The organism is Roseivirga spongicola (genome assembly GCF_001592965.1).
Taxonomy (GTDB): Bacteria; Bacteroidota; Bacteroidia; order Cytophagales; family Cyclobacteriaceae; genus Roseivirga; species Roseivirga spongicola.
Genome location: NZ_LRPC01000028.1, coordinates 1,120,375 through 1,141,304 on the forward strand (window position 1 = coordinate 1,120,375; position 20,930 = coordinate 1,141,304).

Genomic DNA, 20,930 nt, shown 5'->3' on the forward strand with positions numbered 1-20,930 from the left:
ATCAGCGCTCCCTTCTATGGCTTACCAGAGTAAGCAAAAACCCGATGAAAACGAGAATAGAGCCTATCCATGGTGTTGCGCCAACTCCTAGAGATGATTCAACAATCTTTCCACCTAAAGCTGCACCAATAGCAATACCCACATTAAAGGCGGCTATGTTAAGTGCTGAAGCCACATCTTCTGTTCCTGGGGCATATTTCTCTGCCATTTGCACTATGTACAACTGCAAAGCTGGCACATTTGAGAAGGCCAGAATACCCATAAAAAACAGTGTTACTACAGCAGCTACTTGGAATGGAGCGGTAAAGTAAAGTACCAACAAGACAATGGCTTGCAGAATAAACATCACCATTAAAGCCTTGCTTGGCTTTTTATTGGAGACTTTTCCACCAACTATATTTCCAATGGCTATAGCAATACCATATACCAAGAGCAACAAGCTGGTCATACTGGCTGAAAAACCAGTCACTTCTTCCAATAGCGGGGCTAAGTAAGTAAAGGTTACGAAAGTACCACCGTAGCCCAAAGCTGTAATGGCCAGAACTAATAGTACCGAAGGGCTTTTGATCACCTTCAGTTGATCTACTATTCGCAAGGCTTTCCCTCCCTGAATTGATGCAGGCACCAAAACGGCACTAGACAAAGCACCTATTATACCTAAAATAGACACACCAATAAAAGTGGCTCTCCACCCAAAATTCTGACCGATGAAAGTCCCTAAAGGCACACCAGTAACAATGGCTATGGTTAAACCTGCGAACATAATGGCTATGGCAGAAGCACGTTTATTAGCTGGTACTAAACTAGCCGCAATGGTAGCACCTATTGAAAAGTAAACACCATGTGCAAAACCAGTCAGTATCCTGGCCATCACTAACAAGCCGAAGGTTGGAGCAATTGCCGCTAATCCGTTACCCAATATGAAAAGTAGCATTACCCCTAAAAGCAGCTTTTTCGTGGAATCTTGCTGGTTAACGCTGTAAGAATTGGTGCTCCAACAGCTACGCCAACCGCGTATAAACTCACTAAAAGACCCGCTGATGATATCGAAATGGCTAAGTCTTGAGCAACTGTGGGCAGTAAGCCCACAATCACAAACTCCGTAGTTCCTATACCGAAAGCACTGATGGTTAATGCCCAAAGTGCTGCCGGCATACTTTTTCTTTTGGCCGTATTGGCCGTCATTGTTGCAGAAGAATCCATGCTTATTTAGCGTTGATCAATGCAACAATTTCAGTGGCTACTTTATGCGCTGAAGCAGGGTTTTGACCAGTCACTAATCTACTGTCAACACTTACTTTTTTAGCCCAATCTGCTCCCTTCACAATGGTAGCGCCTCTTTCTAAAAGTATGTTTTCTAAGGAGAAAGGCACTACATCTTCTAACTCAACGGCAATCTCTTCTTGGTTGGTGAAAGCGCTCACTTGCTTACCTTCTACCAAATATTGACCATTGGAAAGTTTGATATTTACCAAACCTGATGGGCCGTGACAAACAGCACCAATAATTCCATTTAACTCGTAAATTTCAGCCGCTTTTTTAGCTAAGGCTTCATTGTTCGGGAAGTCCCACATGGTACCATGCCCTCCCGCATAATAAATGACATCGTACTTTTTAGACGCTATCTCAGCTGGCGTTTTGGTATTATTAATAGATCTTTGGAAGGTTTTATCTTCCCAGTACTTTTTATTCACTTCGTCTTCTAGGTCGAATCCATCTACTGGAGCTTTACCACCTTCAGGACTCACAAAGTCAATTTTGTAGCCCGCCTTTTCGAACACTTCATAAGCATGAGTGGCTTCACTTAAATAGAAACCTGTGGTTTTGCCAGTGTTGCCAAGTGCTTCATGACTAGAAAGCACCATCAGTACGTTCACATCTTTTCCTTTTTGAGCCATCATAATGGTAGATGTAAAAAGGAGTGCAATAAGTAATTTTAATTTATTCATGGTTTTTCGTTTTTGTTTCTGATACAAAAGTCCATGAATTATGAGCCCTGTGCGAGGAGCTAAATCACAAGAATGAGGTGTGACAAATCACTAGCAAAAAGTGATATACATCACATCAAAAAAGGAACTAAAGTCGACTGAGTGTTTCTCTGCTTACGCCCAAAAAAGAAGCCAACAAACGTTTAGGAACCCGCTGAATTAAATGAGGCATTTTCTGTAGAATCTCTTCATACCGCTCTTCAGCAGTCTGAGTCAATAGCGACATAATACGCTGCTGCAGGTTGATATATCCAAGGTTCGATTTGGTTCGAAAAAAGTTGGCCATGGCTGGCACTTGATGGCAAATGGTTTCTCTGTCGTTAAAAGAAAGCGAAAAGAAAACAGAGTCTTCAAGGCAGTCTACATTCATGGTGGCTTCTCGCTTAAACTGAAAAGCAGGATAGTCGCTTACCCAGTAGTTTTCCATACCAAATTGCATAATATGTTCCTTGCCTTTGGCGTCTATGGCGTAAGACTTCACCAAGCCTTTTACTATCCAAAACTCATGGTCTACCTTTTGGCCTTCCTGAACCAAGAAATGATGTTTTTTTAACCTTCTAAGATGAAAATGAGATGCTATAAACTCCCATTCCTCTTCGGTTAGTTTAGAGATTTCTTCAATGTGTCTTCTTAGTTGTAAATGCTCCTGCTCCACTTTTTAAGGGTTTGAAAAGGGTCAACAACAAGATAAATCTAAAAATTCAGCTTTGAGAAAATTTTATAACTAACTCTACCTAGGCGCAGATTACAATACATTCTCCTCAAAAAGCTTTTCAAGCGTTTTGGCCAAGTCTGAGCTGAAACCAGTGTGCGGCCTGCTGGTCTGAATAATAGAGCTTCGCACAGCGGTAAGCCAACGGAAGCGTGAAGCCAAATCCATATCGGCAATCTGACCTCCTTGAGCTTTTCCCGAACAAATCTTCTCAAAAGACTGTAAGTTCAGCCTGATCATTTCTACATCAGCTTCAGGGTCTAATGCCAAAAGCTTCTGCTCATTAAGCTGAATTTTGGCACCAATAAAACCACTCTTGGCATCACAGAGAATGACCCCTGCATTGATAAACTCTTCTCGCTCCACCCGAGGCACCACCCGGATGATGGCATACTCATATAAGTGCTGTCCTGGCATCTTGGGCTTCTTTAGTGAATTGATCTGAATGTGATAGTCTTAATTTGAGGAAGTTGGCATAAACTGCCCTTGCGTCAGAAGCACGCTCCTCATCGCAAGCAGCAAGCAGCCACTCATCGGGAATAAGCGCTACCAATGCATCTATCTGCTCTGGTTTAAGCAGTGCCTTTAGCTGCTCGTTTGCTTCGGAAAGTTGAGACGCCTGCTTAAGCAAAACATGGTTGGCTATGATGGGGAATTTGCCTGTGGCGTTCTTCTCCCAATTAGTCCACGAATGATGAAAAAGGAATGCCGCCCCATGATCGATCAGCCAAAGTTCCCTATTCCACATCAGCATATTGGTATTTCGAAATGTGCGGTCTACATTGGTAATCAGCATATCTAGCCAGACTATTTTGGAAGCCAACAAAGTGTCTACTTCCATAGCCAATGCATCGTAATTAATGGAGCCAGAAAGAAAATGGAGTGCCAAATTCAAACCTTGGCTTCCTTTAAGCAAATCTTGAATTTCTTCATCGCCTTCCGATCTACCAAAAGCCGGATCTAACTCAGCGAAAACCAATTCCGGAACCTTCAAGCCAAGTATTCGGGCAATCTCCCCACCCAAAAGCTCGGAGATCAAAGCCTTTTCTCGCTGGCCTGCACCTCTAAACTTGAGCACGTATTTAAAGCCATCGTCAGCATCGGCTAGGGCTGGCAATGAACCACCTTCGCGAAGCGGAAGAATGTATCTGGTAACATTTACCTGACGCAATTGAAGCGTATTTTCCATCGGTTAAACTTTGGGTTGAACTGAAAAATTCAACACCACAAATGATTTAATTATTCAAAGATTCAACAAAAGATTCGTTTTGCAAATCAGTCAATAAAACTATGGTTTTAGTTTCTAGCAAGATTAACACACCATCCCTACCGAATTATCTATTTGCTTTGCCAACCTTTATCAGATGCACTGCATCTTTATTTTGTCAAAACTCAAAACAACGTTCAAAACATGAAATTACCATTTTTCTCAAAGCACTCGATACTAGCTATTTGTGCCATTACACTAACCTTCGGCTGTAAAAACAATGATGACAGCACACCCGAAACAGTCAACATTCCTGACGCAAAATTCGAACGAAAACTTATTGACCTTGGAATAGATAGTGACCAAACCATAAATCAGCAGTTGAGCATTTCGGATGCGCTGTCTGTTACATCGTTGAACTTAACTAATTACAACGAGGGTACTGCCATAACGGACCTTACAGGAATAGAGGCTTTTACCAATCTCACTTCATTGGTAGTAACAAACAATATGCTTACCACAATAGACGTGTCTAAAAACACCAACTTGGTAAACCTCAACTTGTTATTCAATGACCTAACTTCTGTTGAAGGCCTCAATGCTGCCACACAACTGAGAATCCTTAACCTCTCTTGGAACTTCTTAAGCACCTTGTCTTTAGATCTTCCTTCATTGGAAGTGCTTAATATTAGTGAAAACGAATTGCAGCAAGTTGATGTATCTAAGTGCCTGAACCTGACTTCAGTGCTAGCTAAAACCAACCAACTTCAAACTGTAGACTTTTCTCAAAACAGTAAGCTCAGCACTCTAGTGCTTAGCGATAATCAATTGGAGCAAATTGATTTAAGCAATAACTCGGAATTGGAGTTTTTATGGATTTCGGCCAACAAACTAGAGCAGCTAGACATTAGTAAACTGCCTAAACTACACAACCTTAGCACAATCAATAATCCAAATTTGGGTTGCATAGCTATTGCTCAAGATCAGTCTGTGGCTACCTTAAATAAAACGGAGAATCAGCAACTAATGGTTGGTGGATGTTAAGAGAGAAGGCCTAGGTAGCAAGCCTTAACTTTTAGTTAATGGCACTACCACTTCTAAAAGTGACTAATAGTTTAAATTCGAGCTGTTTAAACTTAGTTCATGAAAAAACTATTACTGTCGCTCGCATTCTGTCTTTTGGCTCAAGTGTCTAATGGTCAAACTAAAATAATTGCTCATAGAGGCTCTTCAGGCATAGCCCCGGAAAACACCTTAGCTGCTTTTCAAAAAGCCATTGATCAAGGAATTGAATTCTTTGAGCTGGATGTACACATTACCAAAGACGATTCTGTGATGGTTATTCATGATAGTTCAGTAGACCGTACCTCTTCCAATGGAAAAACCGGCAAAGTAAAAGACATGACCTATGCCGAATTAAGGAAAGTAAAGTAAAGGTTGGTTATTCTGAAAAGTTTGGGACTGAATTTAAGAAAGAACCTATTCCAACATTAAGGGAGGCGTTAGCTCTGGCCAAAGATAAAATCAAGGTTTGTGTGGAAATAAAAGCATACGGTGCCGAAGAAGAGGTTATACGAGCTATTAGAGAACTAGGAATGAACGATCAGGTGATTGTTTTTTCCTTTTATTACCCAGTTTTAGCTAAAATCAGAAAGTTTGACAAAGACATTCCTATCTCTACTTGAAAGGCACTGCAGATGAGTTTACCTTAGATTATGCCAAGGTGTTAAATGCAAAGTACATTGGTGTAGGTGGTGGCACTAAGCTCACAAGAGATTTCATAGACCAAGCTCATTCCGAAGGAATAAGAGTTTGGCGCTATACAGTAGATGATGAGGCTACAATGAAAGAGCTACTAGCAGTTGGCATAGATGGTATAATCTCCAACTACCCTGACCGGGTAATGAATGTAATAAAGCCATAGGATTGAAAAACCTTATTAAACTAGAGGAGCTTGCCATGCTTGGGCTCTCCATTTTCTTATTTAGCGAGACAGATTTTGCCTGGTGGTGGTATCTGGCCCTTATTCTTACACCAGATATAGGCATGTTAGGCTATGCCCTGAACACTAAAATTGGACCCGCTACCTACAACTTCTTTCATCATAAGGCAGTAGCCATTTCAGTATTGTGCTTAGGGTGGTTCTTTTCTCAAGAATGGCTAGAGTTAGCGGGGATTATCCTATTTGGTCACTCTAGTTTGGATAGATTATTCGGTTACGGACTAAAATTTTCAGACCATTTCAAACATACGCACCTTGGGTGGATACAAGAATCAATCACTTCTAAATAGCCTATACTTTTGTAAAAGATTTGAGAGAAAGTGTTGAATTCATATATTCATAGTAAAAACTACACACTATGAAAAGCGCACTCTACACCCTCTACTTTTCACTACTGGCACTAGTTTTTTTTAGTAAAATAGCCAATTGGTTTCTGAACTTTAGCCAAGCCACTAACGACCTTATCAGCACAGCCATGTTTTGCTTAATTGGAGTTGGCTATATATTCTTAAATCACCATTCGTTCAATAAAGTATGGCTGAGAGTCTTTACTACAATTTGTGGTGTTTATTTGATTATAATGAACTTTATACCCAAAGACACGCTGCTTTACATCTTATCAATAGCAAGCGTTGTGTGTCCACTTATATTGGCTAAAATCTTCAAATCGAAAGGTCAAAAAAATACAGAAATGGCTGATTCAATCAGCAGATAATGGCAAGCCATTCATTTAAGTTTGAAGAAATGAAAAGTTAAGCTAGGCAGCTGAAACACTCACTAGCTTTTTGCGCTTATAAAGATGTCGATCATTTTTTCGTTATCCACTTATGGCGCTTTCACCTAAAAGCAATTCAAAGATCTGGCTTACTTTCATCATTATACTAATTGTGGTGGGTGCAGCTATTTTCTGGAGTTTTCAGAGCTATAAGAAGCTCAATAACTCTATCGACAGCCTTACAGAGCCTGATCATAAATCTGCACTCATTCAAAATACCATTCAGGGCATTACAAAAGCCGAAAAGCACATTCAATCGTACATACTTACTAACGACCCAAATATCTATCAGAACTATAGAGATGAGATAAATAATGTGCTAAGTAACATTGACAACCTAGAGCAAGAAATGTCTGAAGATAGCCTTCAGGTTCAGCGGGTTAAGTCACTAGAGCGTCTTTTCCTTCAAAAACTCTCCTATTTAGATGACTTCCTGAAAGAGAAAAGAGCTGCTCAATATCGGGTATTCAGCTCTCAGGCTTTAGAAAAGATTGAAGAAACCACCGCAGATTCTGCTCTTACCGAATCTCAGGTTTTAACGAAGCTTAAAACCACCGAAAAAACTAAGCCCGTTCTAAAACAAGATGTGGTTGAAACCGAATATAAAGCCCCTGGGCTCTGGGAAGGAGTAAAACGCCTATTCGGAGCAAAAAACATTAGAGTAGACACCATCACCAGAATCTCTAACGATACCGTGACTACCACAGAAATTGTAATTGACACCCTACAGGTGGTTGACTACAACCCTGACACCATGCTTTTGAAGGTGAAAAAAGTTTTGCAAGAGGTGGCCAATCAAGAATACAATAAGCGAAGGCTTCTTTCTAGTAAAGAGCTAAACCTTCTTCAGCAAGATTTAAAACTGAGTGAGGAAATTGACCGAATTATTAGCCAGCTGCAAGTGCACGAGCGAAAAAATGGAGCCAGAAGAAGGGCAGAAAGTTATGATGTTACAAGAAGCTCTACTCAAATAGTATTAGCCTTTGGCCTAATTGGTATTTGTGTTGGAGGCTTTTTCCTGTTCGCCATCGGGAGAGATCTGACCCGATCTAGGTACTTAAGTAAGCGCTTAGAAGAAGAAAAGAACAAAGCCAACCAGCTTGCTAAAATGAAGGAAGAATTCTTGGCCAACATGAGCCATGAAATTAGAACTCCATTGAACAGTATTTTGGGCTTTTCTAATCTGATAAAGCAAACTTCTCTGAATAATCAGCAAAAGGAATATTCCGTTGCCTTAGACGAGAACACACGCTATTTAACTGGTTTAATCAATGATATTCTAGATTTCTCAAAGCTAGAATCGAGCAATATTGAGCTTCACCCCACGCCCTTCTATGTACCCGATTTGGTAGAAAACCTTCAGTCGCTTTTTGCTCTTCAATGTGCCGAAAAAGGACTAGAATTAAAGCTTGAGCTTGATAATAAACTGCAAGAAGTTGACCTAATCGGTGATGAATTCAGGCTAAAACAAGTCCTCACCAACTTATTGAGCAATGCGGTTAAATTCACCAAGGATGGAGGAATTCACCTTACCATAGACACTAAAGAAAGAGCAGGACAACATCAGCTAACCATTAAAGTAAGAGATACTGGCAAGGGTATAGACCCTTCGAAATTCAAGCACATTTTCAATGCTTTTGAGCAAGAAGACTCTTCCGTAACCAGAGAATTTGGAGGTACTGGTTTAGGCTTAGCTATTGTTAAAAAGTTGACGGATGCTATGGGAGGTAAAATTACTGTAGACAGCAAAGTTGGAGAGTTCACAGAGTTCAAACTTAGACTAAACTTGGATTATCAAAACCATATGGCAAGTGCTAAAAACACTGAAAAACAGGCAGCAAACAACTCCTTCCAAGGCCATGTGGTAGTAGTAGAAGATGATTACTGGAATAAAACACTTCTTCAGACCGTCATTTCTCCGCAAGTAGAGAAAGTAAGCCTCTTTGAAAGTGCGTCAGATGCTTTAGATTTCATCTTAAAAAATCGGACCAGTATAGACTTAGTTTTAACTGACATTAGCATGCCTGAATTTAGTGGTGTAGACCTGCTGAATCGCTTACAAGTTGCTCAGGTTTCTACACCAGTGGTGGCCATAACTGCTCACGCTATGCCAGAAAAGCTCAAGCAATTCAATGAACTCGGCTTTAAGGCTATTATTACCAAACCATTCAATGAGGGCGGCATACGAGCCGTTTTACAAGATTTTCTAACAGAAAAGGAACAAGATCAAATGTCTAATAACCAAGAACCCTACGTCTTTAATTTTGAAAGAATAAAGCAGTTTGCTGGTGAAGACAAAAGCCTTTTAGATGACTTGGTGAGGAGCCTGATTGACAATAATTCCCAGAACCTGAACCTATTTGAGGAGCATTTAGAAGAAAAAAACAGAACGCTTTTATCTGATATGGCTCACAAGATGATACAGACTTACGACAGCCTACAGCTTAATCAGGTTGTTGAGCGTTTAAAAAGCATAGAAGTCTATCATGAGCTTGGTAAGCCAGAACGCATGTTAGAAGAGGCCAACAGCCTTCTTCCAGAATTAAAATCTATTCACCTACAGCTATTGAGTATTAGGCCTTAATCTGGTACTTGGAAATTTTATTATACAAAGTAGATCGGTCTATATTGAGCAATTCGGCTGCTTTTGACTTGTTGTAACGAACTTCTTCTAAAACCCGCTGAATAGTCTCCTTTTCTTGATGTTCCTGGATATTCTTTAGGTCATAGCCTGGAGTGTTCTGTTCAGCATTGGGCTGCTGCGCTCTAGATTCAGTTATTAAAGTTTCTGGAATATGCCCTAAGCCAATCTGCCCCCTTTGGCAAAGCAGAGTTGCTCTCCTTACTACATTGCGCAATTCGCGTAAGTTGCCTGGCCAATGGTAAGCCTTAAAAACCGACACTACCTCTTCGGCAAAGCCTGTCACTTCTAAATCTAGTTCATTATTAGAGCTGTGGAGGAAAAAATCTAGGTATTCATCTAAGTCTTCCATCCTGTTCCTCAACGGTTCAAGATGCAGTTCAAACTCATTCAATCGGTGGTATAAGTCTAAGCGAAAGTGCTGTGAATCAATGGCACCGGCCATCTTTTCATTGGTAGCTGCAATTACTCTAACATCTACTTTAATCTCCTTTTCGCTCCCCACCTTTCGAACACTCCTCTCTTCCAATGCACGCAGCAATTGCACCTGAACATCGTAAGGAAGATTGCCTACTTCGTCTAGAAAGAGAGTGCCTCCATTAGCAATTTCAAACTGTCCTTTTTTGTCACTAAGGGCGCCCGTAAATGCTCCTTTTACATGACCAAACAGCTCGCTGGCCGCCAGTTCCTTAGAGAGCGAACCACAGTCGATGGTCGCGAATACTTCATTGGCACGCTTACTCTTCTCGTGGATCATTCGCGCAGCATATTCTTTACCCGTTCCGCTTTCGCCTAAAATCAATACACTCATTTTGGTAGGCGCTACCAGTTGAATGTGCTCCCATGTTTGCAGAGACTTCTCCCCTTTGCCAACAATATGTTTTCTCTCCGACTGCTTAGGTTTCGATTCTCTTTGCTTTGACTCAGCTTCAGAACTTACTCCTTGCTTATGTTTCAAAGCAGCTTTTACGGTTAGCAAAAGTTCATCTGGATTGACAGGTTTAGTTACGAACTCAAAAGCCCCCAGTTGAATTGATTTCACTGCTGTTCTAATATCTTGATAGTTAGTCATAAGAATCATGGCCGACTTTGGTGAAACCTCCTTCACCTTTTCCATTAACTCAAGCCCATTTAAGTCGGGCAGCTTAAAGTCTGTAAGTACCAAATCTGGAGTTTCTTGCGAAAGGCTCTCAAGAGCTGAGGCAGAACTGAATACTGAGTTCACCTTAAAATCATTTCTGATAAGAAATGACGAGAGCATTTTATTGAATGAGGGGTCATCATCTACCACAAGAATGGTGTGCTGCATGGATAATTCTATTTAGGCTAAGTTTAAGGGTTAACGAGCAGAAGCCCTATTTGTGTTCAAAAGTAATTAGCAAAAGCCTAAAATGAGTAAGGCCGCCCTTGGAAGGCGACCTTATACTACTCACATCTGGGTCACACGCGATGCTCTAAACAACCAAATAGCATCACCTATTTTTGAGCATCAATCTTCTTCTCTCTCAAGAACTTACCGGTCATATCGAAATGAACAGCGTACTTATCTGAATCTCTCATTACAATGAACTCGATGAATTCGTTAGTCTGAGACTCTACTTTGAAAACTTTCTCCACATTTTCGTCTTTGTAGGTGCTCTTTTCCCAACCTGCTTTAACTGCATCTGGCAATTGCTCCAACTTAATTTCTGTTTTCTTTTCTTGTTGTTGCTCCTGAACTACTGGATTCTGTGCGTTTTGAGCAAGTGCTACAGTTGAGAATCCGAACATGGCTATCATTAGGGTGCTTAAAATTGTCTTTTTCATGATTTTGATTTTTAAGTGATTAATCTATTTGCCAAGTATTAATGAAAACCTTGTGCCAGAACTCACAAAAACCATAAACCATTGAATAACAAATAGTTAAAAACAATAATTGAAATTACCATGTGTAGAACCAAACCACAGAGTGTGGAATAATTCTACACTCTGTTGAATTAACATGAAGTTACAGGGTGGCTAAAGCAGGCCTTTCTTTTCCAGATCTGCTCTAAGTGCGTTATGATTAGCCCAGAATTTGTCCTTGATTATTTTCCAGAGCTTTTGAGCTTCGGGGGTGCGGTCTAAAGCATCTGTTTGCGGATCTTCATCGAATAGAATGAGCCAAAATTGATAATTTTCTTTTTGAGAGAAGCGCCTTAAGTATTCCAAAGCTTTTTCGGTTTCACCACGGTAGGCATAATAAGCGTAGTAGTTCAGGTCTTGGTAAATAGTCTGATCTGTTTTAATGAACTCAAAATAGTCTTGATAGAACTCATCTGCTTTTTCTTTCATCCCTAGTTTATCGAACACAGCTCCAATTTTGCCATGTTCATATCGGTAAATGTCTAGGTTATTCTCCTCCCTTATATCGAGGAATATTTTGTAATAGTAATAGGCGGAATCGAACTCTCCCATGAAAAAACTTACTTTGCCAATTTCCTGCAGAATGTCTAATCTGGAAGAATCCTTCTTCCACTCTACCACAAGCCTCTTTCTTAGTGAAGCCTCGTTTTTGTCTTGTCCATACTGAACAAAAGCCTTTACGTAATTAGAAAAACCATTATTCTGGCTGTAATCCAATGACCTGTTCACATAATAAAGCGCTTCATCTACAAAACCGGTCTGAATTAATGCATTACTTAGGTGCAGGTACAAATAGCTTGTAGTCAAGGAGTCGTACCCTTCATTATTTAACTGAATACCTCTTAATGCATACTCCAAATACTTATTGGTGTCAGGCATGTAGTTGGCATATAAATCGGAAAGCATGTTGATGATTTCAACGTTATTGGGAGATAACTCTAATGCTCTCTCTAAGTATTTTACCTGTTCTGGATAATCACCAATGTATTGATAGTAAAGTGCGATAGCCATTAAACTTTCCGGAGAATTCGCATCTAATTCCATGGCTTTATCTGCATTGTCTTTGATGTTTTGTTCGTGCACTTTTTGTGACTGAAAAAGGTCTAGGTAGAAGTAACAAATAGTTAAGGCTGCATAAGCCTTAGAGAAGTTTTCGTCTAACTCTATCGCCTTTTCAAAGTAAGGTTTAGCCAAATTCAATTTCTCCAAATCGCCCATTACTAAAAGGTTTTTACCTTTTAGGTAGTTATCATAAGCCACTAGGTTAGAGGTTGGAATTTTGGTGATTTGCCTGCGCTCTTCTGGAGTAATAATAGCCCTTACCTCACTAGCAATGTTACTAGCAATTTCTTGCTGAATCTTGAAAATATCTTTAGAGTCTCGCTCATATTGAGCTGCCCATAAGTGTTTATCAGTAGTTGCTTCAATTAGCTGAATATTGAGCAAAATTCTATCCCCAACTTTCTGGCCACTACCTTCAACAAAATAGCTCACACCAAGCTCTCCAGCTATTTCTGGTCCAGATTTGGCTGAGTTTCGATACTTCTCGGCAGAAGTACGGCTTATCACTCTCAAATCGCCAATTTTCTGAAGATTGTTAAGAGTTGATTCCATCAGTCCATTTACCAAATACACATTAGAAGAATCCGCACTGTCGTTCTTAAAAGGCAAAACAGCAATGGACTTCTCCAAAACAATATCGTTGCCATCAGCCCTTGTATTAAACAAGACTACTGCTAATAATAGCACAACGAATATCCCTCCTACTATTAGCAAAGGAGTTTTAATTGTCGATTTTGATTGAGAAGGAATTGATTCTTCAGTTGAAACTTCCACCTTTTCGGGCGTTTGTACCTCTTCTTGAACGTGCAATCTTTTCCCTACTTCTCCTGGAGGATACCCATATTGTTCTCGGAAACATTTAACGAAATAAGAAGTACTGCTAAAACCAACTTGATCGGAAACTTCAGTTACATTAAGAGAACCTTCTTGCAATAAACGCATGGCCTCTTGTAACCTCACTTCTCTGATGTATTGACTGACCGACAGCCCTGTTAGCTTCTTCAACTTGCGCAATAAGTTGGAACGGCTCATACCAGCCTCTGTTGCCAACTCAGAAACACCGAAAGTCTCATTAGACATATGCTGCTCAACCAATGCTCTGAGCTTGTCTAAAAAAATCTGATCATGAGGAGAATGAGTTGGCATTGTTTCGCGCTAAAGCTGATACAAAAAAGTAAAATTTAAGCCGAACTAACAACATGTTCCAAACAGCCTCAATTGGCTATATAATCAACTTTTGCATCATAATTTATACTGATGCACCATAATTCTCAGGGTTGATTTAAACTTTATATAATCCGCATCAGGGTCGATAACGCTGCCTTTCCATTTCTCAGGACCTTTGAGCTACCGAAACAAACAGAAAAACTCAAAACGATAAAATCATGAAAATTGAATCACTCAAAACCTTGAAAGCGGTATCTATTGTATTTCTACTAAGCCTCTTTCTAAATGCCTGTTCGCAAACTCAGAACAATAATGAGTCAGAAGCTGAAGGAGTTACTGCAACTACAATAAAAGCTCCGAAAACTCCGATACACGATGCCGTTATAATAGGTGACTTGGCTGCTGTAAAACAACATATTGCCGCCAATACAGACTTAAACAAAAAGGAGTCTATAGGAGGTGCTACTCCGTTAATCTTAGCTACTGTTTTTGGCAGAGATGAAATTGCTAGGGAACTGATAGAAAATAATGCAAAACTCAATATTCAAAACAACGATGGTTCTACCGCTGTTCACACTGCCGCCTTCTTCTGTAGAACTGAAATTCTAGAAATGCTTTTAGAAGCTGGAGCAGATAAGTCGGTAAAAAACAACTTTGGCGCCACAGCGCTAGAATCTACTCAAGCACCTTTTGAGGCAGTAGAAGGCATTTACAACATGATGGCACAGCAGCTTAAGGGAGTGGGCTTACAACTAGACATGGAGCGCATAGAAAAAACCCGACCTCAGGTGGTAGATATGCTTAAGTAATCAAGGTCAGAAACTCAAAATATCAACATTATGCTAGTTACAGAAAGAAGATACGATATAGACTGGATGCGCGTAATTGCTATCGGCCTATTACTAATCTATCACATTGCAATTGCCTTTCAGCCATGGGGTTTGCTGGTCGGCTTTATTCAAAGTGATGAACCAATGCCCTCACTCTGGATCCCTATGACAATGCTTAATGTTTGGCGTATACCACTGCTCTTTTTCGTATCAGGCATGGGAGTCTTTTTCGCTATGAGAAAAAGAAACATACTGGGGCTTTTAAAGGAAAGAACGGTTCGCATACTTATTCCATTCATCTTCGGTTTTTTAGCCATTTCACCATTGCATGTGGTATTAATAATGGACTATTATGGACAAGCTCCACAGTATATGCCATCTGCTGGTCACCTTTGGTTTCTAGGAAATATCTTCACCTATGTACTCATCCTTTCTCCTCTTTTTTACCACCTAAAGAAGAACGATCAGGGCAAGTTGGCAGTGGGCATCAAAAAGCTCTTTTCTAACCCGCTAGGTTTGGCTGTTGCTATAATTATTATGGTAGCTGAAGCTGTACTAGTAAATCCTAATCCCTTTGAGCTTTATGCCGAAACTTGGCATGGCTTCTTTATTGGTCTGTTAGCCTTTCTATTAGGCTTTCTATTTGTTTTTAGTGGAAAAGGCTTCTGGTCAATGCTTTTAAAATGGAAGTGGGTGTTTGTTATTCTAGCCTCTGCCCTATACATTTTTAGATTGATTGAATTCGACTTGGTTGCACCTAGCTATTTAATGTCCATTGAGTCTTGCCTATGGATTTTTAGTTCATTCGCTTTTGCCCTAAAGTACCTGAATAAACCAAGTAAAACCCTAACCTATTTGAGTCAGGCCGCCTACCCGATATACATCATACACATGTTTATGTTATATGGTGCTTGTTGGTTGATTTTTCCACTTGAAATGCCCGTTGAGCTTCAATTTGTATTGGTGGTATTATTCACGTTTACTGGCTGCTTTGCGCTTTATGAATTGGTCATTCGTAGAGTTAGCTTGTTGCGCCCTTTATTTGGTCTAAAACTAGAAAAGAGGAAGATTGAACAAGTCAACTTAGAGGTGAAGGAAGTCTAATCTTCACCTCTTCTTTACCAAAATTGATTAGTTTTAACCATTCAATTTTTGGCTTATGAGACTTTTATCTGGCTTTCTTTTTTTCCTACTCTTAGTTGGATGTTCTAACCAAAACCATCTAGAAAAACTCAATGGAACTTGGGAATTGGTTGCACAAGAGATAGGAGGAATGAAACTTCCTGTAACCGCCTCGCTCAATCAAACTCACGTGATTAATGGTGAAGAATATTCAATGACAGCCGAGAGTGTAGACAAGGGCACCATTTCTGCCAATGAAACGCAATTGGACATTTTTGGCACTGATGGCCCCAACGCTGGCAAAACATTTAAGACTATATACAAGCTTGAAAATGACAAACTAACTATATGCTACAACCTAAGTGGCGATAGCTATCCAGAAGAATTCTCAACAGACGGTAAGGCAATGTTTTTCATGGCTACTTTTGAAAAAGCCAATTGAAGCTTAAATTGGAGAAGAATTTACTAAGATGAACAACACAATAAGCACAGCAGACAGAATACAACTTCCTTTTCAGTTCGATGTAGAAAAGATGTTGGCCGAGGTGAGACAAATGAACCTCAATAATTTCATTTACTATAATGTAATTCCGCTGAGATCACCCGCCCACATGGTAGACCCAAGTTTGCCAGTTCCACCTCCGGCAGAAGACTTTGCGGATGGTTCTTGGACAGAGTGGATGGATACGGCAGACCTTAAATTATCTCCCTACCTAAACGAAGTGGTAAACACCTTTAAGGAACACACCACTGTTACGCTAGTCAGAATATTAAGGCTGGCAGCTGGCAATGTAGTAAAAGAACATTGCGACCCTACTTTAGGTGTGGAGATTCCAAAATCTGTGATTAGACTCACTGTGCCCATTTTAAACGAAAGCGGTGTTGAATTCTACCTCAACGGAGAACCTGTTCCTATGAAACCTGGAGAGTGTTGGTATATGCGACTTACCGACCCGCACAGTGTAATAAACAACAGCAGTGAAGACAGAATTAACCTCACCATAGATATGATTCCAAACGATTGGGTAAAGTCTCGTCTACTGAAGGAGAGTTAAGCTCCTTTTTCTCGAAACAATTAATAGCGCTTCCGTGTATATCTTCATGCACGGATTTTTTTATTTAAGATGCAGCGAATTTCAACACCTAAAATAGGCTCCGCTATATGCATTGCGGTCTTACTTTTACTTTCTTCAAGTGCTTTCGGTCAAAAGGTAGAAAGAGAGTCTAGAATTAAAAGCCCTGAAGTACCCGAAAAGGCACTAGAATACATTGAACAAACCTCTTTAGACAAAGTGAAATGGTACAGAGAAACTGGCCTAGAGTCAATTTCATTTGAAGCCAAATTCAAACATGAAAGAAGATGGTATAGTGTAGAATTCTCAGAAGAAGGTGTTTTAGAAGATATCGAAATAGAAATAGACTTACATCAGGTGCCAGAACCTACCAGAGAATCGATCGATAAGTATCTTGAGGCTGAATTTAAAAGGCACAGAATAAAGAAGGTTCAGATTCAGTATAAACAGACTTCTTTACAAGCTTTGATAAAGGAAGAAGTATCCAAAACCGATTCTCCTCATGCTTTTGAGTTGGTAGTAAAAGGCAAGAAATCTAGGCTTATGAAGCTCTGGGAAGTTGCTTTTAGTTCTACAGGTAAGTATATATCAATAGATCAAATTCTCAACAGAAACAGCACCCACCTTGAATACTAGACTTAGCACATTGGTATTACTGGGACTGCTCTGTTTCAGTGGGTTGAGAGCACAAAACACTTTTCAGACCGGAGCTCTTCCTGGTATAAACTTCAATAAAGATCTTGGTGAAATCTATTCACTCAATTTTAAAATTGAGAGTCGTGAGCAGTTTTGGGGAGGCGAAGTAGGAAGTGATGCACCATTCAACCATCAGCATTTACTCACTGACTTTACGCTAATTGGCTCTAGGCAAGTGGGGCTATCCGAAAAGGTGAACTTTGGTTACATGTTTCGCTTGGAAGAAGGAGAAACCATACACAGAACCATACAACAGTTTTCCTTTATCAGCAGACTGAGAACATTCAGCCTAGGGCACCGATTAGTAACTGATCAAACCTTTGAACCTGAAGAAAGCACTGCCTTTAGGTTACGATATCGTGTTAGTGCAGAACTGCCATTGGATGGAGATAAGGCAGATCCTGGGGAATTCTACGTAAAACTGAATAATGAATTATTACAGGGTTGGCAAGATGGTAGCAAGCCATTATTAGAGTACAGATTTGGACCGTTCTTAGGCTACTCATTAGATCAAACACATAAGCTAGAAGTAGGCCTAGACTACCGCAACAGATCCATTTTAACTGACCCCACTCGCCACAGTTACTGGCTGAGTATCAATTGGTTTTTCAAATTGTAAAGCATTTCCAAATCCAAAAGCACCTTTCTCTAAATAAGTCCAAAACTATTCCTCGCTTCCTTTTTCAAGGCATATAAAACTCTTACCTTTGCGGCCTGAAATACAAGCCCTATGATTGCAGCACAGAACGTATCCCTTGCATTTGGTAAAAGAGTACTGTTTGACGAAGTAAATATTAAGTTTCAAGGCAATAACTGCTATGGCGTTATTGGTGCCAACGGAGCTGGAAAATCTACTTTCCTGAAAATCCTTTCTGGTGAAATAGACCCTAACTCAGGTTCTGTAACCATGGAGCCAGGCAAACGAATGGCAGTACTTAAGCAGAACCACTTTGAGTTCGATGAAGTATCTGTGCTTGACACTGTAATGATGGGCCATACCGTGCTTTGGGGCATTATGAAAGAGAAAGATGCTATTTACATGAAGCCAGACTTCTCTGAAGAGGATGGTATCAAGGCATCTGAGCTTGAGGCACAGTTCGCTGAAATGGATGGCTGGAATGCAGAGTCTGATGCTGCTGCCCTTCTTAGCGGATTGGGTATTTCTGAAGACCTCCACTACAGCTTAATGAAAGACCTGAATGGTAGCCAGAAAGTGAGAGTTCTCTTAGCTCAGGCATTATTCGGTAATCCTGACCTACTCATTCTCGATGAGCCTACCAACGACCTTGACCTGAATACCATCAGCTGGTTAGAAGACTTCCTTCTTGAATTCAAAAACACTGTGATTGTTGTATCTCACGACCGTCACTTCTTAGATACCATTTGTACTAACATTGTCGATATCGACTTTAGCCAAGTGAAGCTTTACACTGGTAACTATAGCTTCTGGTATCAGTCGAGCCAATTGGCGCTTTCTCAGCGTTCTGCAGCCAACAAAAAGGCTGAAGAGAAGAAGAAAGAACTTCAAGAATTCATTGCTAGATTCTCGGCTAACGCTTCAAAATCTAAGCAGGCAACCAGTAGAAGAAAGCTATTGGATAAGATTAACGTAGATGATATTCAGCCTTCAACCAGAAGGTATCCGGCTATTATCTTCCAGCAAACCAGACAAGCAGGAGATCAGATTTTAGAGATCAAAAACCTATCGAAGTCGAACGATGAGAAGAAGCTTTTCGGTGGTCTTGACCTGTTCGTGAATCGAGGTGACAAAATTGCTGTATTGAGCAAAGACAGTGTGGCTACTACAGCCTTCTTTAAAATATTAATGGGTGAAGAAAAAGCTGATACTGGAGAGTTCAAATTCGGTCAGACTATCACCACGGCTTATTTACCAAACGACAACTCTAAGTACTTCGATACAGACGAAAATCTAATCGATTGGCTTCGACAGTTCTCTGAAGGCGAAAAAGACGAGGTATTCATTAGAGGCTTCCTTGGTAAAATGCTTTTCTCTGGTGAGGAAGTATTCAAAAAGGCAAACGTGCTTTCTGGAGGTGAAAAAGTACGTTGTATGATTTCACGTATGATGCTTGCACAAGGCAACGTGCTCATCATTGACGAACCAACTAATCACTTAGACCTTGAATCTATTCAGGCCTTCAACAACGCCTTGAAAGATTTCCCAGGAACAGTTCTATTCACTTCTCATGACCACGAGTTCACTCATACGGTTGCTAACAGAATCTTGGAGATTGGACCGAAAGGCTACCTAGACAAGCTCAGCACTTACGATGATTACATCGCGAATGAGGAGTGGATGGCTCAGAGAGAGAAGATTTACTAGGAAGCTTATATAAAGCTCAACCCTATAGTTTTATGAACTGGGCAGCTCAAACGGTGCTACCTCCCTTATAGCCTCTAGTGTGCAAACGTTGGCATTCCTGAATAGCTAGCAAACGAGTATATTACCTTTTCAATAATGTACTCGCTTCATGCTCAACTTTCAGAAGAACCTAACCAAGCCCTTCTTTATGGTGCTTAGCCTTCCGGCTACAGCCATGGGATTCGCGCTTTCCGTTCAAATTGCAGCCCTTAGCTGGATTCTCAACACCAAATTCGGCTTCAACCTTGAAGAGATAGGCTACGTATGGCTCGCTGGCCCAGCAGCTGGAATTCTCGGTCAAGTAATTATAGGCTTGGTCAGTGACAATGTCTGGTTCTGGGGCGGAAGAAGAAGGCCATTCATCCTAATTGGTGGAATTATTGCCTCCATAATGCTACTAGCGCTTCCAAATATTGGAGTAATCAGTGAGGCTTTAGGTTTGGAAGAAGTGATTGGTGTTGCCATAGCGGTAGCCTTGTCTTTAGATCTAGCCATAAACATTAGCTTCAACCCTACCCGATCAGTCATTGCGGATGTAACTCCCAAAGGTGCTGTTAGAACCAAAGGCTACACATGGATGCAAACCATCTCCGGTTTCTTCGGGGTAGTAGCCTACCTGATTGGAGCGTTCATCAGTAATTACACTTTGATCTATCTCGGAGCGATATTGGTTTTTCTTTTCTCCGTGATTCCTACCCTCTTCATAACAGAGCCCAAAAACCTTACGCCTGAAGATGAAATCATCGATACAGATCAGTCTAAACAGAAAACCAACCTACCAGAGTTTTTGAAAGTTTGTGTAGCGCATGCCTTTACATGGATTGGTGTTCAAACCATGTTCATTTACACCTTCTCCTTTATTAAAGAGAACATTATGGGCTTTGGAACTACGGAACAGCTTACAGAAGCTCAAAACGATGAGGTTGGATTTATAACAGGTGTTTCATTTGCCATTCTGAACACGGTTGGTTTCTTACTCCCTGCATTGGTTCTAGAACCTATTACCAAAAAAATTGGGAGAGTAAAAACACATATGTTGTGTATAGCAACTATGGCCATTGGCTATCTCCTCATCATTCTATTCGGAAACTCCTCCGCAACCCTTTTCATACTGATGGCAGTTGTTGGTATCGGCTGGGCTGCTGTGGTGAGTTTACCTTTTGCTATAATGTCAGAAACTGTTGATCAAAGCCGAATGGGCTGGTATATGGGTTTGTTCAATTTGTCTGTGGTGTTACCACAATTAGTGGCATCAGGGCTTGGTGGTTTTATAGATACTGCCGAAGACAAATCCATGATATTCATTATCAGCGCCATTTCTTTAGGTATTTCGGCCGTGCTTTGGCTTCTGGTCAAGGAGAACAAAAACAATATTCAGCACAGCTAAA

General features: G+C 40.5%; 22 protein-coding genes and 1 pseudogene. 15 read left to right on the forward strand and 8 right to left on the reverse strand.

Going from position 1 to position 20,930, the window contains the following annotated elements:
- Position 1 precedes the first annotated feature (1 nt).
- From AWW68_RS16820 to AWW68_RS16840, 5 genes and pseudogenes are all read right to left on the reverse strand, one after another.
- Positions 2 to 1,203 (reverse strand): annotated as a pseudogene (locus AWW68_RS16820) (MFS transporter).
- 2 nt (positions 1,204 to 1,205) lie between these two features.
- A complete protein-coding gene (locus AWW68_RS16825) occupies positions 1,206 to 1,949 on the reverse strand; it encodes a type 1 glutamine amidotransferase domain-containing protein (RefSeq protein ID WP_084375726.1) in 744 nt (247 codons plus the stop codon).
- Positions 1,950 to 2,076: 127 nt separating this feature from the next.
- Positions 2,077 to 2,643, reverse strand: coding sequence for a Crp/Fnr family transcriptional regulator (locus AWW68_RS16830; protein WP_068223624.1), 567 nt, complete (start codon positions 2,641 to 2,643; stop codon positions 2,077 to 2,079).
- Positions 2,644 to 2,733: 90 nt separating this feature from the next.
- A complete protein-coding gene (locus AWW68_RS16835; protein WP_068223629.1) occupies positions 2,734 to 3,117 on the reverse strand; it encodes a DUF3037 domain-containing protein in 384 nt (127 codons plus the stop codon).
- Entirely contained in the window at positions 3,095 to 3,889 is a 795-nt protein-coding gene (locus tag AWW68_RS16840; RefSeq protein WP_068223632.1) for a HipA family kinase, read from the reverse strand. Before AWW68_RS16840 ends, AWW68_RS16835 begins: the two co-directional genes overlap by 23 nt.
- 222 nt (positions 3,890 to 4,111) lie before the next feature.
- On the opposite strand from AWW68_RS16840, the gene AWW68_RS16845 reads away from it, so the two are divergent.
- From AWW68_RS16845 to AWW68_RS16870, 7 genes are all read left to right on the forward strand, one after another.
- Positions 4,112 to 4,951 carry a leucine-rich repeat domain-containing protein gene (locus AWW68_RS16845; protein WP_068223635.1) on the forward strand — a complete coding sequence of 280 codons (840 nt, stop codon included), beginning with the start codon at positions 4,112 to 4,114 and terminating at the stop codon, positions 4,949 to 4,951.
- A gap of 99 nt (positions 4,952 to 5,050) precedes the next feature.
- Positions 5,051 to 5,341, forward strand: coding sequence for a glycerophosphodiester phosphodiesterase (locus AWW68_RS16850; protein WP_068223638.1), 291 nt, complete (start codon positions 5,051 to 5,053; stop codon positions 5,339 to 5,341).
- 101 nt (positions 5,342 to 5,442) lie between these two features.
- Complete coding sequence (locus AWW68_RS20180; RefSeq protein WP_157717693.1) at positions 5,443 to 5,592, forward strand: PI-PLC domain-containing protein; 150 nt, start codon at positions 5,443 to 5,445, stop codon at positions 5,590 to 5,592.
- The gene (locus AWW68_RS16855; RefSeq protein WP_068223641.1) at positions 5,589 to 5,831 is read left to right on the forward strand and encodes a glycerophosphodiester phosphodiesterase; all 243 of its coding nucleotides are present in this window, start codon (positions 5,589 to 5,591) and stop codon (positions 5,829 to 5,831) included. The genes AWW68_RS20180 and AWW68_RS16855 overlap by 4 nt, the downstream gene beginning before the upstream one ends.
- A gap of 2 nt (positions 5,832 to 5,833) precedes the next feature.
- Entirely contained in the window at positions 5,834 to 6,199 is a 366-nt protein-coding gene (locus AWW68_RS16860; RefSeq protein ID WP_068223644.1) for a DUF4260 domain-containing protein, read from the forward strand.
- 68 nt (positions 6,200 to 6,267) lie between these two features.
- The gene (locus AWW68_RS16865; RefSeq protein WP_068223647.1) at positions 6,268 to 6,624 is read left to right on the forward strand and encodes a hypothetical protein; all 357 of its coding nucleotides are present in this window, start codon (positions 6,268 to 6,270) and stop codon (positions 6,622 to 6,624) included.
- Positions 6,625 to 6,736: 112 nt separating this feature from the next.
- Positions 6,737 to 9,268, forward strand: coding sequence for an ATP-binding protein (locus AWW68_RS16870; protein WP_068223650.1), 2,532 nt, complete (start codon positions 6,737 to 6,739; stop codon positions 9,266 to 9,268).
- Here AWW68_RS16870 and AWW68_RS16875 read toward each other — a convergent pair.
- From AWW68_RS16875 to AWW68_RS16885, 3 genes are all read right to left on the reverse strand, one after another.
- Positions 9,258 to 10,634 (reverse strand): sigma-54-dependent transcriptional regulator, encoded by a 1,377-nt coding sequence (locus AWW68_RS16875; protein WP_068223653.1) that lies wholly within the window; start codon positions 10,632 to 10,634, stop codon positions 9,258 to 9,260. The genes AWW68_RS16870 and AWW68_RS16875 overlap by 11 nt on opposite strands.
- Before the next feature lie 167 nt (positions 10,635 to 10,801).
- A complete protein-coding gene (locus AWW68_RS16880; protein ID WP_068223662.1) occupies positions 10,802 to 11,131 on the reverse strand; it encodes a hypothetical protein in 330 nt (109 codons plus the stop codon).
- 192 nt (positions 11,132 to 11,323) lie between these two features.
- Positions 11,324 to 13,417 (reverse strand): helix-turn-helix domain-containing protein, encoded by a 2,094-nt coding sequence (locus AWW68_RS16885; protein WP_068223665.1) that lies wholly within the window; start codon positions 13,415 to 13,417, stop codon positions 11,324 to 11,326.
- 239 nt (positions 13,418 to 13,656) lie between these two features.
- Here AWW68_RS16885 and AWW68_RS16890 point away from each other — a divergent pair, with 239 nt between their 5' ends.
- The 8 genes from AWW68_RS16890 to AWW68_RS16925 all read left to right on the forward strand — a co-directional run bounded on the left by AWW68_RS16890 (position 13,657) and on the right by AWW68_RS16925 (position 20,929).
- On the forward strand, positions 13,657 to 14,247 hold the full coding sequence (locus AWW68_RS16890; protein WP_084375727.1) for an ankyrin repeat domain-containing protein: 591 nt from the start codon (positions 13,657 to 13,659) through the stop codon (positions 14,245 to 14,247).
- A 30-nt stretch (positions 14,248 to 14,277) separates the two neighbouring features.
- Positions 14,278 to 15,372: an acyltransferase family protein gene (locus tag AWW68_RS16895; protein ID WP_068223668.1), complete on the forward strand. Its 1,095-nt coding sequence runs from the start codon at positions 14,278 to 14,280 to the stop codon at positions 15,370 to 15,372.
- Between the two features lie 55 nt (positions 15,373 to 15,427).
- On the forward strand, positions 15,428 to 15,832 hold the full coding sequence (locus AWW68_RS16900) for a TIGR03067 domain-containing protein (RefSeq protein ID WP_068223671.1): 405 nt from the start codon (positions 15,428 to 15,430) through the stop codon (positions 15,830 to 15,832).
- A 28-nt stretch (positions 15,833 to 15,860) separates the two neighbouring features.
- On the forward strand, positions 15,861 to 16,445 hold the full coding sequence (locus AWW68_RS16905; RefSeq protein WP_068223673.1) for an aspartyl/asparaginyl beta-hydroxylase domain-containing protein: 585 nt from the start codon (positions 15,861 to 15,863) through the stop codon (positions 16,443 to 16,445).
- A gap of 69 nt (positions 16,446 to 16,514) precedes the next feature.
- Complete coding sequence (locus AWW68_RS16910) at positions 16,515 to 17,099, forward strand: hypothetical protein (protein WP_068223676.1); 585 nt, start codon at positions 16,515 to 16,517, stop codon at positions 17,097 to 17,099.
- Positions 17,089 to 17,778 carry a DUF2490 domain-containing protein gene (locus AWW68_RS16915; protein WP_068223679.1) on the forward strand — a complete coding sequence of 230 codons (690 nt, stop codon included), beginning with the start codon at positions 17,089 to 17,091 and terminating at the stop codon, positions 17,776 to 17,778. The genes AWW68_RS16910 and AWW68_RS16915 overlap by 11 nt, the downstream gene beginning before the upstream one ends.
- A 111-nt stretch (positions 17,779 to 17,889) precedes the next feature.
- Positions 17,890 to 19,503 (forward strand): ABC-F family ATP-binding cassette domain-containing protein, encoded by a 1,614-nt coding sequence (locus AWW68_RS16920; RefSeq protein ID WP_068223682.1) that lies wholly within the window; start codon positions 17,890 to 17,892, stop codon positions 19,501 to 19,503.
- Between the two features lie 148 nt (positions 19,504 to 19,651).
- A complete protein-coding gene (locus tag AWW68_RS16925) occupies positions 19,652 to 20,929 on the forward strand; it encodes an MFS transporter (RefSeq protein ID WP_068223685.1) in 1,278 nt (425 codons plus the stop codon).
- Position 20,930: the final 1 nt, after the last annotated feature.